This is a genomic window from Tardiphaga sp. (assembly GCF_025356345.1).
Lineage (GTDB): Bacteria > Pseudomonadota > Alphaproteobacteria > Rhizobiales > Xanthobacteraceae > Tardiphaga.
The window spans coordinates 1-14302 of the sequence record NZ_JANXTC010000383.1 but is presented as its reverse complement, the minus strand read 5'-3'; the positions used below and the strand labels follow the sequence as shown (position 1 = coordinate 14302).

The following is a 14302-nucleotide window of genomic DNA, read 5'->3' as shown; positions in this document are numbered from 1 at the left end:
CTGGCGGGTTCTCTTCCTGCTCCGGGGGGCGGGATCAGGCGCCGGAGCCGCCATGTTCTTTCAGGGGACGACCGATGCCCTTGTGGGGATCAGCCTCAACCGCCACCGCGATCGCCTGCAGCTTCTTCGAGCGCGCGCTGACAATAAGCTCGCGACACGTCAGCAGAATGACGGAAATAAAGAACGGCGCTAGATAATACAGCACGCGGAACAGCAGCATGCCGGCCAGCAATTCTTCCTTGTCCATCTGCCACAGCCCGATCAACATCGCGGCATCGAACACGCCAAGGCCGCCAGGTGAGTGGCTGGCAAATCCGAGCAGGGTGGCGGAGACAAAGATCACCGCGACCACCACAAAACCGAGATTGGGCTCGTCGGGCACCAGCATGTACATGGCCAGCGCGCAGAAGCCGAGGTCAACGATGCCGATCACGATCTGCAGCAGCGTCAGCGGGCCGCCCGGCAGCATCACCGACCACGGGCCGCGGCCGACGCTGCGCGGCTTGATCCAGACCCATGCCACATAACAGGCAAGGCCGAGCAAGATCGCGAAGGCAAACAGCCGGTTGAGCCAGGGCGGCAGCTGATCGATCGCGCTGGCGGCTTCCGGATGATAGGCGATGCCCATACCGAGCACCGCGGCATTGCCGAGCCAGAAGGTCAGCCCGGCCAGGAAACAGATCTTGGCGACGTCAATCGCATTAAGGCCCCAGGCCGAATAGATCCGGTAGCGGACCGCCCCGCCCGTAAACACGCTGGCGCCGACATTGTGGCCGATCGAATAGCTGGAAAACGCGGCCAGCGCATTGACGCGATAGGGGATATCGCGGCGGCCGATCGCCCGCACGGCAAACCAGTCGTAGAAGGTCAACGTAAAATAGCCAGCGGCTACCGACAGCGCGGCAAGGCCGATCAGTCTCGGTTCGGTCGCCTTCATTGCCTCATAGACGGCGGGACCGTTGATGTTGCGCAGCTTGTGATAGAGCATGTAGCAGGCGAAGCCGATCACGGCGACGCTGAACAGAACACCGAGCTTGTGCAGGATTTGCTTGTCGCGCAGAAACGAGACCGCCCTGCGTATTGCTTCCAGCATCTCAACCTCGAATGCGATCCCAGATCATTGGCAGCATATAATCGCCGCGCAACCACCGTCTCATTTTTTCAGGACGGTCTGTCCTAGCGTGTTTTGCGGAAAAGTGGAATTCGCGCGCCTGAGTGAAAAACACGCAGGATTGATATATTAGCTGATCCCTAACAAACCAGTGCCGTGGTTTACCGGTGATGTCGCGACAAAATGGCAGCGGGACGCCATCTCACGCCATGATGAACCATTCGTGACATGTGATGCCGGCCCGGCGGAGAGGCGTTGGGAGACCAGCAGATCGAGTTCCGGCGCCAATCCGGTCAACAGGGCATGAGCCTGGCCGCGATAACGCTGTTGCCAGACCCGGTCAGTGACCATCGGATGACGCAGCGTGCCACGAACCAACTTGAAGAAGGCGTCCCGGTCGGCGCGGTTTGTTCGGGACCAAGCCGCTCCGCCTGATAGCCCCGGTCATTGGCCCCAGCATTGTAGCGGCCGAACATTCGACAATGCGCCGCCAGGCTCATGCCGTCACCTGACGCGACACCACCCAATCGCGCAGCCAAGATCCGATCGCGCAGCCCACCAGGTAACAGCCGAACAGCGCGAGACCGAGATCGAGTCCGTAGCCAAACCGGCCGGGCACCAGCCGGGCCGCCGCGATTCCGACCACGATGGCGGCCAGCACGCCCAGCCGCTGCTTCCAGGCGCGTGACACCGAGGTGCCACGATAGACCACCGCGATCCAGCCCATGCCGAAACCTATCAGGAAAGCACCGAACAGCCAGCCCCACAGAAACATCGCCAGATAGATCATGCTATTGCCTTACCACGAATTCGATGCGGCGGTTTTGCAGCTTGCCATCGTCGGTGTCGTTGACCGCGATCGGCTGGCTGCTGCCGTAGCCGGTAGTGGTGAAGCGGGATTCCGGCAGGCCCGCCGCGACTAGATAATCCTCGACTGCCTGCGCCCGCTTTTCCGACAGCGTCTGGTTGAAAGCGGGATCGCCATCGCCGTCGGTGTGGCCGATGATCTCGAAATTGGTGGTGGGACAGCGCATCGCGATCTCGATCAGACGATCGAGCAGCCCGGCGGAATCCGCATTAATGGTGGCACTGGAGGTCTCGAACCGGATCCGGCCCTTGGTGAGGTTCTGCACGAACAGTTGCTGACACACGGTGGAATCCACCGGCGAAGCGGCCGGCTTGACCGAGACTTCTGCCTTGGTCTGCCAGCCCGGCGGCAATTCGCGTGTGAGACCAGCACGAATCCGATCGGCGGCGACCTCATACAGGGCGTCGCCGGACAGCTTGACCTCGCGGTCAGACACCACCAGCGTACCGGTCGACAGCCGTGACAAGGCGCCAAGCGCCGAGGTCACCGCTGCCGCGAAACCGGCGGGCGCGCCGATGCTGGCCTTGAGGTTATCGAGGATCTTCTCATTGGCAAATTTGCGGCCGGCGGCGCCGGCCAACGCGGCATGCACGTTGTTGTCGGGAACATAGCCGCTTAGCGTCAACGTCACTGCGACCGGGTCCTTGTTGGCCTGAAAAATATAGGGCGGCGCCTTGACGTCATTGGTCGTGACCGTAAATCCGTCCGGAAGATTCTTCAGCGCGGCGGCGATGGCCTCGCGGCCGCCGAGCTCACGCGCCATGCCGGAGAGGCTGACATTGCTGTCCGTGATCGTGATCTTGCCGTCCTTCAGCTTGGAGATCTGGTCGATCAGCAGCAGCGCCGCGGCATCAAAGCGCGGCGGCGCGCCACGTTTCAGCCCCATGCGGTCCGACACCTCGGTACCGTTGAGCGCCGCGCGCGCGGTCTCGACAATGCGCGCTCTGCTGGCCGGCAGCGGCGCCGTACCCCACAACGTCACCCGCACATTGTCGCGCTCGGCGACCCAGATGAATGGCTTGGCCTCGGCAACCAGACGGGTGTTATCATTGACCAGCCGCACGCCGGGCACCGCCTCCACCGACGAAACCGCGCTGCGCCGGCCGTCTTCGGAGAATGCCTCGGCATCGAACGAGACGTCACGGCCGCCAACAACGATCCGGGTCTTGTCGAGCACGGTATTCTTCAGCGACGCGCCGCTGCGCGCCGCCAGATCCGCCTCCAACGGCAACGTCGTGCTCCAGGCGGCCAGCGCCCACAGGATGGCGAGGGGAACGAGGCCGGGCCACCATTTGCCGCTCCACCTGAAAAGTCCGTACATTCGAGTTCCTGCGGAGGTCTGGAAGCAGAGAGAAAACAAACCCTTGCGGGGCTGTCAAACTGAAATCGCCATTCGCTATGGTGCGCCGGCGGGTAGTGGGGTAACGGTTATTCAACCGTTGCTGATTATGTCTGGTGGGTAGCATCAATTGCTTGGTCATACGATGAAGCAGATCCGTACCAACATGATCCGTGCCGGGCTGGACGCGCTGTATTTCAGCGGCGCCCACCGCGTGCTGCGACCGATTTTTGGCGGTGTTGGCACCGTCTTCATGCTGCATCACGTTCGCCCAGCGCAGGCCGGGCCGTTTCAGCCGAACCGTCATCTTGAAATCACCCCGGACTTCCTGCGGGCCACGCTGGCCTATATCCGCGCCTCGGGCATCGACATCGTGCCCCCCGAGGAGGTGCGGCGACGGCTGGCCGAACGGGATTTTGCACGGCGCTTCGCCTGCTTCACCTGCGACGACGGCTATCGCGACAACCGCGACTTCGCACTTCCGGCGATGCGGGACTTCGACGCGCCGTTCAGCGTCTACGTCGCCAGTGATTTCGCCGATGGCGCCGGCCGGCTGTGGTGGATCGCGCTGGAACGGGTGGTCGCAAGCGCCGATGTGATCGACGCCCCGATCGACGGCCGAATCATTCGCCTGGATACCTCGACGCTGCCCGGCAAGGCGACCGCCTATGACCGCTTGCATGGCTGGCTGCGCGGCCTGCCGGGCGATCTCGATATCCGCCGCGAAATGTCGGCATTATGCGCCGCCCATGGTGTCGACGAAGACGCGATCAGCCGCGAACTCTGCCTGTCTTGGGACGAATTGAAGCCGTTCGCCGCCGACCCCCTGGTTACGATCGGCGCCCACACCGTCAGCCACGGCAATCTTGCCAAACAGTCCGAGGCAATGGCGCTGCACGAACTAACGACCAGCCGTGAGCGCATCGAAGCGACACTGCAACGTCCCGCCGTCGATCTGGCCTATCCCTATGGCGATCGCCAAGCCGCCGGCCCGCGCGAATTTGCGCTGGCGCGGACGGCCGGTTTCCGTACCGCTGTGACGACTCGGCCCGGCGTGATCTTCGCCGACAGTTCCGAGCAACTCACCGCGCTGCCGCGGGTCTCGCTGAACGGCAATTTTCAGGATACCCGCTACCTGCCCGTGCTGACCTCCGGCGCGGCCACCGCGGTGTGGAACGGGTTTCGCCGCGGAACGGCGTGACCAGCAGCTCACCGCCGGTCATCGCACTGATGATTCCGGACGATGCCGTTTAATACAGCCGAGCCTATAGATTGAGCAATTAACCAGCTCCCGCTGCTCTCTGGGTCGATTTCGGAACACGAAAATCCGGAATTCAACGCTGATAACACTTCATATTTTGAATAAACAATATCGCGGAGGCACCTTGCACACAATGGCATGCCGATTGCTTGATTAACTATGAGAGGTGCATGGCTCCGGGAGAGATTCGGCAATGGCGCACTCGCTGCATACAACAACCGTCAACGCCGAGCCCGCTCCCATTTTGGTTGACTGGGGCAGCACGGCTCTCTTGATCATCGATATGCAGCGCGATTTCATGGAGCCTGGCGGGTTTGGCGAGACGCTCGGCAATGACGTCTCGCGACTGGCCCGCGCCGTCGCGCCGATCGCCGCCGTGCTGAAGGCCGCGCGTAACAGCGGTCTGCTGGTCATCCACACCCGCGAAGGCCACTTGCCCGATTTGTCCGATGCGCCCCCCGCCAAGATCGAGCGTGGCGCGCCGTCGTTGCGGATCGGTGACCCCGGCCCGATGGGGCGCATTCTGATCCGCGGCGAGGCGGGCCACGACATCATTCCCGCGCTGTATCCGGTCGAAGGTGAGCTCGTCATCGACAAGCCCGGCAAGGGCGCGTTCTACGCCACCACGCTGGGCGCCGATTTGAAGGCACGCGATATCGACACGCTGCTGGTCTGCGGCGTCACTACCGAAGTCTGCGTCAACACCACCGTTCGCGAGGCCAATGACCGCGGCTATCGCTGCATCGTGCTGGCCGACGGCTGCGCCTCCTACTTTCCGGAATTCCACGAGATGGGCCTGAAGATGATCAAGGCCCAGGGCGGCATCTTTGGTTGGGTCTCCGACTCCGCCAGCGTCCTTCAAGCCATGGCCCAAGAACACTTGCAAGAACACGTAGTGGAGACTTCACCCATCTAGCAGCGGGAGCATCATCATGAACACGTTCGCAGGGACTGCCGGAAAATCCGATTTCAAGCCGATGTTATGGACGCCGGGCGACTGGAATGCGTTTTTCGGTTTCGGCACCAATATCCTCGTCAACATGCTGGTACTGACGGGCCTGTTGCGCTTCGTGCTGAAGATGCCGGACGCTATCGTATTCGGCCGCATCCTGCCGGCGCTCGGCCTGATGATGTGCCTGTCGACCTTCTATTACGCCTGGCTCGCCTACAAGCTAGCGCAAAAAACCGGTCGCTCCGACGTCTGCGCGCTGCCTTCGGGCATCAGCGTGCCACATATGTTCATCGTCACCTTCGTGATCATGCTACCGATCGCCATCACCACCGGTGATCCCGTCAAGGGCTGGGAGGCAGGCCTCGTCTGGGTGTTCTTCCAGAGTTTCATCCTGATGATCGGCGGCTTTATCGCGCCGTTCATCCGAAGGGTGACGCCGCGCGCGGCCCTGCTCGGCACGCTGGCCGGCGTCTCCATCACCTTTATCGCGATGCGTCCGGCGCTGGAAATGTTCATGACGCCGGTGATTGGTCTCACCTGTTTCGCCATCATCCTGCTGAGCTGGTTCGGCGGTTACAAATACCCGAAGAACATTCCGGCCGGGCTGGTGGCGATCGGCGTGGGCATGGTGATCGCGTGGGGCTCCAACCTGCTCGGCATCGGGGTCGGCGGTGTCAGCGGCGCCGGGGTCACGGCGGCGTTCGGCAATTTCGGCTTCTCGGTGCCGATCCCGGCGATCGATCACGTCTTCTCCGGCTTCCAGTTCCTTGGCATCATCCTTGTTACCGCCATCCCTTACGGGATCTACGACCTGGTCGAGGCGATGGACAATGTGGAGTCCGCGGAAGCCGCCGGCGACGAATACCCGACCACCCGCGTGCTCACCGCCGACGGCGTCGTGTCGCTGATCGGCTGCCTGATGGGCAACCCCTTCATCAATGCGGTCTACATCGGCCATCCCGGCTGGAAAGCGATGGGCGGCCGGATCGGCTACTCGGCGGCTACCGGCATCATGGTGGTGGTGCTGTCGTGGTTCGGCATCATCTCGCTGATGCTGGCGATCGTCCCGGTCGTCGCGATCTCGCCGATCCTGCTGTACATCGGCATGCTGATCTGCGCGCAGGCGTTCGAGACCACCCCGCGTGAACATGCTCCCGCGATCGCGCTGTCGCTGACGCCGCATCTGGCGGCCTGGGCCACGGTGCTGCTGTCCGGCGCGCTCGGCGCCGCCGGCATGAATTTCGGCGCCCAGCACGCGCCGGATTTTGTCGCCAAAATGGGCCAGAACGGCGTGCTGTTCCACGGCCTCGAGGTGATGGGCGGTGGCTCGATCCTCACCGGCCTGGTGCTCGGCGCGATCGCGGTGTTTGTGATCGAGCGCAAGTTCGTCAACGCATCGGCCTTCGCGCTGGCCGGCGCGGTCCTGACCTATCTCGGCTTCATGCATGGTGAGGCGATCGGGACCGGCGGTGGTTGGGGGGTGACGCCTGGCGTCGCGCTGGCCTATGCTCTGGTCGCGGCCGGGTTCTTCGCAGCGGAGAAGTTCGGCACGGCCACTGTTTCTGTCCCGCAGCATCCGGAGCCATCCCTTGCAATACCTGCCGAATAAATTCGTTGTCGTCAGCGGATGGCGCATTGGCGCCATCCGCAGCAGGTTCGCCGCGTGACCGAAACCATCGCAGCCATCGTCGCCGCGCACCGCGCCGGCTCCGTCACCCCCGCGCAGACCATCGCCCGCAGTTTCCAGCGCATCCGCGATCACAACGATCCCGCGATCTTCATCGCGCTACGCGATGAAGCGTCCGCCATTGCGGAAGCGCAGGCGCTGGGCGCGAAAGACCCGGCGACGCTGCCGCTCTATGGTGTGCCGGTCGCGGTGAAGGACAATATCGACGTTGCCGGCCTGCCGACCACCGCCGCCTGCCCCGCCTTCGCCTATACGCCGAGCCGCGACGCCAGCGCGGTGGCACGACTACGCGCCGCAGGCGCCATTATCATCGGCAAGACCAATCTCGACCAGTTCGCCACCGGGCTGGTCGGCGTGCGCTCACCCTACGGCATCCCGAAAAACGCGGTGCGTGACGACCTGATTCCGGGTGGATCGAGTTCGGGGTCGGCGGTGGCCGTCTCCGCCGGTCTGGTTCCGCTGTCACTCGGCACTGACACCGCCGGCTCCGGCCGGGTACCGGCGATGCTCAACAATATTGTCGGGCTCAAGCCCAGCCTGGGCCTCGTCCCGACCGCCGGCGTGGTGCCGGCCTGCCGCACGCTGGACTGCGTATCGATTTTTGCGCTGACGGTCGACGATGCGATCGCGGCGCTCGACGTGATGGGCGGCTATGATGCCCATGACCCGTTTTCAAGGCAGCGTACCGTTGGCGCGCTCTCCGAATTTCCGAAAGGCCTGCGGCTTGGTGTGCCGCGCAACGGGCAGTTGATCTTCTTCGGCGATACGGTCTCGGAAAAGGCCTATGCCGACGCGCTGAAACGCTGGACCGCGCTCGGCGCCACCCTGGTCGAATTCGACCTCGAGCCGTTCTATGAGACCGCGCGGCTGCTCTATGACGGGCCGTGGGTGGCGGAGCGCCTGCTGGTGATCCGTGACCTGCTGGCCTCGGCGCCGGATGCTATCCATCCGGTGACCCGAGAAATCACCATCGTCGGCGCGCGCCAGAGCGCCACCGATACATTTGCCGCATTATACAGACTGCAGGGCCTCAAGCGCACCGCCGAGGCGGCGTTCGCCGACATCGATGCTCTGGTACTGCCGACCGCGCCGACGGCCTATTCGACGGCGCAGGTGCTGGCCAATCCGATCGAACTGAATAGCCGGCTCGGCACCTACACCAATTTCGTCAACCTGCTCGATCTGTGCGGGCTGGCGATCCCCGCAGCGATGCGCGGCGACGGCATTCCGTTCGGCATCACGCTGCTGGCACCGGCCGGCGACGACGCGAAGCTGGCAAGCCTTGGTCGCGTATTTCACGCTGATACAAAGCTTCCACTGGGCAGCAAGAAACTGCCGCAGCCGCCGCTCGCGGCGCTGCCAGCAGCAAAATCCGACGACATCCCGATCGTCGTGGTCGGCGCGCATCTGTCGGGCATGGCGCTGAACGGCGAGCTCACCGCGCTCGGCGGACGACTGATCAGGGCCACGACCACCGCGCCGGACTACCGGTTCTACGCGCTGAACGGCACCACGCCGGCCAAGCCCGGATTGCTGCGCGTCGAGGCAGGCAGCGGCTCGGCGATCGCCGTCGAGATCTGGTCGCTGTCGGCGGCGGCGTTCGGCAAATTCGTCGCGTCGATTCCGCCGCCGCTATCGATCGGCACGCTGCAACTGGCGGACGGCTCGGGCGCCAAGGGTTTTATGGTGGAGCCTATCGCCGTTGAGGATGCCCGCGACATCTCGCATTTCGGCGGCTGGCGCGCTTACGCCGCGGATCCTCAGAAATAGCTGTCGCGTCCCGGACGCGGTGCCGCCTTCTTCGTGCGCCCCGCAGCGCCGGACCGCATCAATCTCTGTCGACCGCTATGGCCCCGGCTCCGCGAAGCAATACTTCGTATTGCATCGCCTCCGGGGCACGATTCAGCTTGATCAAGCCGCGCGGATATTTTCCATGAAGCGATCGAGTTCGGCGCGCAACCGCGTGCTCTCGCTCGACAGCGACTGCGCGGAATTGAGCACCTGCTCGGATGCTGCTCCCGTCTCGGTGGCGCCGCGGTTGACGGCCGTGATATCGCCCGCGACCTGCTGGGTGCCGTGGGCGACGCGCTGCACGTTCTGCGCGATCTCCCGGGTGGCGGCGCTCTGCTGCTCGACGGCGCTGGCGATCTGCGTGGCAATGCTGGAGATTTCTCCAATCGTGTTGCCGATCTGCTTGATCGCGGTGACCGATTCCTGCGTCGCGCTCTGCATCCCGGCGATCTGCGCCGAGATTTCATCGGTGGCCTTCGCCGTCTGGCTGGCCAGCGATTTCACTTCCGACGCCACCACCGCGAACCCGCGACCTGCTTCGCCGGCCCGCGCCGCCTCGATGGTCGCATTCAGCGCCAGCAGATTGGTCTGTTCGGCGATCGCCGTGATCAGATTGACGACGTCGCCGATCCGCTGCGCGGCGCGCGACAATTCATTGATCCGCGCATCGGTCTGCACGGCCTGCGCCACCGCATTGTCGGCGATCCGGCTGGAGGTCTGTACCTGGCGGCCGATCTCGGTGACCGACTGCGACAATTCCTCGGTAGCGGTGGCCACCGACTGCATGTTGGAGGAAGCTTCTTCCGACGCGCCGGCAACCCGGCCCGACAGGCCTTCGGTAGTTTCCGCGGTCCGGGTCAGCGTGCTGGCGGCCGATTCGAGCTGGCCGGCCGAGGCCGACACATTCGACACGATCGCGCCGACGGCGGATTCGAAATCATCGGCGAAGCGGATCAGTTCGGAGCGGCGGGCAGCGCTGGCGGAACGGTTATGTTCGTCATTGGCAGCGGCATCGCGCTCGGCCTTGGCCACCGCCTGCACCTTGAATTCCTCCACGGCGGAAGCCATGTCGCCGAGTTCGTCGCGACGGCCGAGCCCCGGCAGCACCACGTCGAAATCGCCGGCGGCGAGTTGGCGCATCGCGGCGCACATCGCGATCATCGGCTTCGAAATGCTTCTGCCGAGCAGAACGGCGAGCAACGCGCCGATAATGAAGCCACCGAGACCGAGGCCGGCGACCTGGCGCTCGGTATCATGGATCACGGCGTCGGACTGCTGCTCGAGCTGCTGCTGATATGACAGCAGGTCATCTTTCATAGCGGCGGAGAGTTTGGTGATGGCCGTCGCGGTGGAGGTCATCTGCCGTGCCAGCAGGTCGATGGCCTTGGTATTCTCGACATATTGGGTGAAGGCCTCGCGATATGCCTTCACATCGGCGCTGATGACCTTGATCTTCTGGATAATGCGCTCGTCATTGGCGTAGATCGACACAAACGAGGTCTCGAGAAACTTGGTGCGCGCAAAGGCGGCGTTGGCAATTTTCTCGTCGGCGCGGCCGATATAGGTATTCATCAGCGATGACGCGGTAATGAACTGGGTGGCGATATCCTTTACCGTGTCCTGCACCGATGTGAGCCCCGCCAAAGTGGCGGAGTCACCGAGATCATCCAGCTTGTTGCGCAGCATCAGCGCCATCCGGGAGATCTGGCCCGTGGCGATCTGATCGTTCTTGCCCTTGACCGCCAGAATGTCGGCAAACACCTTCGAAAAGACTGCGAACTCCTGGGATAGCCGGGTGATTTTCTCGAGCGGCGCCGGATTGGTAGTCGCCTTCATCGACTGCTCGATGGCATTTTTCAGGCTGGCTTCGGCGGCAAGCGCGGCCTTAGAATCGGCTTCCGCGCCGGTGATGACGTAATAGCGCGCCAGATTCTGGTATGAGGTCAGCTCGCGATCAATGGTCCGGGCGAGGCCGGATTCGGCGACGCTGCCGCGGTAGGCGACGACGCCAGTGGCGACACGCTCGAAGCCGAGATAAGCGAGGCCCATGCTGAGTGCGGAGATCGCCAGCACGGCGGCAAATCCCACCGTCACCTTGGCGCGAAACCGCAGCGACGGAAATTTCGACGAATTCGGATTGGGCAGAACAAGGGTCTTCGATTCCACAGCAGGCTCCCGGTCGCACTCCCAAGCGTCGGTGTTGCCCGCAGACTTACGCCTGAGAACCCCGACATCACGACATTAGAATGCAATGGCTAAAGGGGAGTAAACGCGTACCGTTGTCACCAGAAGTTGCCAGCCGGCCCGGAAGTTGCCAGAAATTTCCGGGCTGGCTACCGATCTAGGCCGCCTTAGCCACCGGTGGCGCCAGCGCCTGCCATTCGCCGGCGAGTTGCAGCTTCGGTTCGGTGAGTGCCTGCAATTGCTCCAGCGTCATGCCGTCCACCATCTCCACCACGAACAGCCCCCGCGGCGTGACGTCGATCACCGCGAGGTTGGTGTAGATGCGCTTGACACAGCCCGCCGCCGTCAAAGGCAGGCTGCAATGCCGGACGATGCGCGGCTCGCCCTTCTTGCTGGTGTGCTCCATGATGACGCGGATTTCCCTGGCGCCGACCGCCAGATCCATCGCCCCGCCAACGCCGGGCGGAAACGCCGGGTCCTCGGTGGTCCAGTTGGCGAGATCGCCGGATTCGGAGACCTCAAAGGCGCCGAGCAGGCTGACATCGAGATGGCCGCCTCGGATCATCACGAAGGCATCGGCGTGGTGCACATAGCAGCCCCCGGTAATCAGCGTGGTGTAGTTCTTTCCGGCGTCGATCAGGTTTTCATCTTCCATGCCGGGCTCCGGTTTGTGGCCGAGTCCGAGGACGCCGTTCTCGCTGTGGAAGATCACTTCGCGATCATCCGGCACATAGCTCGCGGTCAGCGTCGGAATGCCGATGCCCAGATTGACGAAGGCGCCTTCGGGCAGATCCTGCGCGGCGCGCCAGGCCATCTGTTCACGAGTGAGCGGCTTGTAAGGTAAAGTCATGCATTTGCTCCGACGACGACCACGCGGTCGATAAAGATACTCGGCGTCACCACCGCTTCCGGGTCCAGGCTGCCCAGCTCGACCATCTGGTTGACCTGCACGACGCTGAGGTCGGCGGCCATCGCCATCACCGGATTAAAATTGCGTGCCGACTTGATGTAAGTGAGATTGCCCCAGCGGTCCGCCTTGTCGGCGCGCAGCAGCGCGATGTCGCCCTTCAACGGCTTCTCGAACACGTGCAACTTGCCGTCGATCTCGCGGGTTTCCTTGCCCTCGGCCAGCTTGGTGCCAGCCGACACCGGCGAAAAGAAGCCGCCGAGCCCCGCGGCATGGCAGCGCATCCGCTCCGAAATGGTGCCCTGCGGCACCAGTTCGAGCTCCAGGCTCTTGGCTCGGTAGGCATTCAGGAAGGCGCTGTAGTCGCCGGAGCGCGGATAGGAGCAAATCACCTTGACCACCCGGCCGGAGTTGATCAGCCGGGCGAGACCGACATCGCCATTGCCGGAATTATTGGCAACGATCGTCAGGTTGCGCGCGCCCTGCTCGTGCAGCGCCTCCAGCAGATCGTCGGCAACGCCGACCGCGCCGAAGCCGGCCACCAGCACGGTGGCGCCGTCCTTCACGCCGGCAACGGCTTCCGCCAGATTATTCACTTGCTTGTCGATCACGCCAAACTCCCTGTCGCGGAATTATTGTTTCGTTACGGCTGCTTGCCGTATTTGCTGCAGCGCGAATAGAGCATCAAGCACGGCGGGCATAAAGGCACAAATTTGCACATCGGATGCGCACGCCTGCTTCCCGTTCCCCACCTCGAAACGCAAGGCAAGCGATGCCTCCGAACAAGCCCCCTCGGCGGGAAGGGCAAGCCGCTGCGACAGGTCGCAAGCATTCAACCAAAATCCCATTGCAAAGTTTTCGGCTCGCGCTTCTAATTGGAATAATTAAAAATATCGGGAGGTCCGCGTGTCCACAGTGAAACTGACGGTCAACGGCAAGTCTGTGTCCGCCGATGTCGAAGACAGAACCCTTCTCGTCCATCTGCTCCGCGAAACCCTCAATCTGACCGGCACCCATGTCGGTTGCGACACCAGCCAGTGCGGCGCCTGCATCGTGCATATCGACGGCCGCGCGGTGAAATCCTGCACGACGCTGGTCGGCCAGGCCAATGGCAGCCATGTCACCACCATTGAAGGCATTTCGCGCGGTGACGAGTTGCATCCGATGCAGGCGGCGTTCCGCGACAATCACGGCCTGCAATGCGGCTACTGTACGCCCGGCATGATCATGGCCTCGATCGACATCGTGAACCGTCATGGCGGCGACCTCGACGAGGCCACCGTGCGGCAGGAGCTCGAAGGCAATATCTGCCGCTGCACCGGTTATCACAACATCGTCAAATCGGTGCTCGACGCAGCCGCGCGCATGAAGGTGGCCCAGGCAGCGGAGTGATCCGGTGCCATTGCGAATTTCAATTCAATGAAACTGCCGGATTTCGAAAGAAACGGCAGCGCACAAAAACTCCGACAGGGAGATGATCATGGGCGTGGAAGGCATCGGCGCGAGCGTCGTGCGCAAGGAAGACAAGCGTTTCATCACCGGCCGCGGCCGTTATGTCGACGACATCAAGGTGCTGGGCCTGACCCACGCGCATTTCGTCCGCAGTCCGCATGCCCATGCCAAAGTGAAGGGCATTGACGCCACGGCGGCCAAGGCGATGCCCGGCGTGGTCGATGTGCTCACCGGGCAGCAACTGGTCGACGACAAGATCGGCAATCTGATCTGCGGCTGGGCGGTGTCCTCCAAGGACGGCACGCCGATGAAGATGGGGGCGTGGCCCGCGATGGCGCCGGACACCGTGCGCTTCGTCGGCCAGGCCGTCGCGGTGGTCATTGCCGAGACCAAGAACCAGGCCCGCGATGCCGCGGAAGCCGTCGTCGTCACCTATGAGGAGCTGCCGGCGGTCGCGCATATCAAGGCCGCGATCGCGCCCGGCGCGCCGCAGCTGCATCCGGAAGCGCCCGGCAATGTCGTTTATGACTGGGCGATCGGCGAGGAGAAGGCCGTCAACGACGCCTTTGCCAAGGCTGCAAACGTGGTGTCGCTGGAACTGGTCAACAATCGTCTGGTGCCTAATGCGATGGAGCCGCGCGCGGCGATCGCCGAATACAACGACGCCGAAGAGCATTTTACGCTGCACACGACGTCGCAAAATCCGCATGTCGCCCGGCTGGTATTGTCGGCGTTCTACAATATCGCGCA

The 14302-nt window shown here is 63.2% G+C and carries 12 protein-coding genes; 6 read left to right on the top strand and 6 right to left on the bottom strand.

The window, feature by feature from the left end; translation table 11 throughout:
• Positions 1–34: 34 nt before the first annotated feature.
• The 3 genes from Q0S16_RS23230 to Q0S16_RS23220 all read right to left on the bottom strand — a co-directional run bounded on the left by Q0S16_RS23230 (position 35) and on the right by Q0S16_RS23220 (position 3300).
• Complete coding sequence (locus Q0S16_RS23230; RefSeq protein ID WP_295853779.1) at positions 35–1093, bottom strand: UPF0104 family protein; 1059 nt, start codon at positions 1091–1093, stop codon at positions 35–37.
• A 514-nt stretch (positions 1094–1607) separates the two neighbouring features.
• Positions 1608–1901, bottom strand: coding sequence for a hypothetical protein (locus Q0S16_RS23225; RefSeq protein ID WP_295853778.1), 294 nt, complete (start codon positions 1899–1901; stop codon positions 1608–1610).
• A gap of 1 nt (position 1902) precedes the next feature.
• On the bottom strand, positions 1903–3300 hold the full coding sequence (locus Q0S16_RS23220; protein ID WP_295853777.1) for an OmpA family protein: 1398 nt from the start codon (positions 3298–3300) through the stop codon (positions 1903–1905).
• Positions 3301–3463: 163 nt separating this feature from the next.
• Here Q0S16_RS23220 and Q0S16_RS23215 point away from each other — a divergent pair, with 163 nt between their 5' ends.
• From Q0S16_RS23215 to atzF, 4 genes are all read left to right on the top strand, one after another.
• Positions 3464–4519, top strand: coding sequence for a polysaccharide deacetylase family protein (locus Q0S16_RS23215; RefSeq protein WP_295853767.1), 1056 nt, complete (start codon positions 3464–3466; stop codon positions 4517–4519).
• A gap of 253 nt (positions 4520–4772) precedes the next feature.
• Complete coding sequence (locus tag Q0S16_RS23210; protein ID WP_295853765.1) at positions 4773–5495, top strand: isochorismatase family cysteine hydrolase; 723 nt, start codon at positions 4773–4775, stop codon at positions 5493–5495.
• Between the two features lie 16 nt (positions 5496–5511).
• The gene (locus Q0S16_RS23205; protein WP_295853762.1) at positions 5512–7140 is read left to right on the top strand and encodes a regulator; all 1629 of its coding nucleotides are present in this window, start codon (positions 5512–5514) and stop codon (positions 7138–7140) included.
• Between the two features lie 18 nt (positions 7141–7158).
• Positions 7159–8988 carry an allophanate hydrolase gene (gene atzF / locus Q0S16_RS23200; RefSeq protein WP_295853760.1) on the top strand — a complete coding sequence of 610 codons (1830 nt, stop codon included), beginning with the start codon at positions 7159–7161 and terminating at the stop codon, positions 8986–8988.
• 141 nt (positions 8989–9129) lie between these two features.
• Here the strand turns inward: atzF and Q0S16_RS23195 are convergent, their stop codons facing one another.
• From Q0S16_RS23195 to Q0S16_RS23185, 3 genes are all read right to left on the bottom strand, one after another.
• Complete coding sequence (locus Q0S16_RS23195; RefSeq protein ID WP_295853758.1) at positions 9130–11175, bottom strand: HAMP domain-containing methyl-accepting chemotaxis protein; 2046 nt, start codon at positions 11173–11175, stop codon at positions 9130–9132.
• Between the two features lie 175 nt (positions 11176–11350).
• The gene (locus Q0S16_RS23190; protein WP_295853755.1) at positions 11351–12043 is read right to left on the bottom strand and encodes a 3-oxoacid CoA-transferase subunit B; all 693 of its coding nucleotides are present in this window, start codon (positions 12041–12043) and stop codon (positions 11351–11353) included.
• Positions 12040–12711, bottom strand: coding sequence for a 3-oxoacid CoA-transferase subunit A (locus Q0S16_RS23185; protein ID WP_295853753.1), 672 nt, complete (start codon positions 12709–12711; stop codon positions 12040–12042). The genes Q0S16_RS23190 and Q0S16_RS23185 overlap by 4 nt, the downstream gene beginning before the upstream one ends.
• Before the next feature lie 295 nt (positions 12712–13006).
• On the opposite strand from Q0S16_RS23185, the gene Q0S16_RS23180 reads away from it, so the two are divergent.
• Both Q0S16_RS23180 and Q0S16_RS23175 read left to right on the top strand, forming a co-directional pair.
• Positions 13007–13492, top strand: coding sequence for a 2Fe-2S iron-sulfur cluster-binding protein (locus Q0S16_RS23180; protein WP_295853751.1), 486 nt, complete (start codon positions 13007–13009; stop codon positions 13490–13492).
• Between the two features lie 88 nt (positions 13493–13580).
• A partial coding sequence (locus Q0S16_RS23175) for a molybdopterin cofactor-binding domain-containing protein (RefSeq protein WP_295853748.1) occupies positions 13581–14302 on the top strand: 722 nt, incomplete at its 3' end.

Bases quoted from the DNA above. Each gene is read 5' to 3' on its own strand.
- Q0S16_RS23230 (WP_295853779.1), bottom strand. From the start codon at position 1,093: ATGCTGGAAGCAATACGCAGGGCGGTCTCGTTTCTGCGCGACAAGCAA.
- Q0S16_RS23225 (WP_295853778.1), bottom strand. From the start codon at position 1,901: ATGATCTATCTGGCGATGTTTCTGTGGGGCTGGCTGTTCGGTGCTTTC.
- Q0S16_RS23220 (WP_295853777.1), bottom strand. From the start codon at position 3,300: ATGTACGGACTTTTCAGGTGGAGCGGCAAATGGTGGCCCGGCCTCGTT.
- Q0S16_RS23215 (WP_295853767.1), top strand. From the start codon at position 3,464: ATGAAGCAGATCCGTACCAACATGATCCGTGCCGGGCTGGACGCGCTG.
- Q0S16_RS23210 (WP_295853765.1), top strand. From the start codon at position 4,773: ATGGCGCACTCGCTGCATACAACAACCGTCAACGCCGAGCCCGCTCCC.
- Q0S16_RS23205 (WP_295853762.1), top strand. From the start codon at position 5,512: ATGAACACGTTCGCAGGGACTGCCGGAAAATCCGATTTCAAGCCGATG.
- atzF (WP_295853760.1), top strand. From the start codon at position 7,159: ATGGCGCATTGGCGCCATCCGCAGCAGGTTCGCCGCGTGACCGAAACC.
- Q0S16_RS23190 (WP_295853755.1), bottom strand. From the start codon at position 12,043: ATGACTTTACCTTACAAGCCGCTCACTCGTGAACAGATGGCCTGGCGC.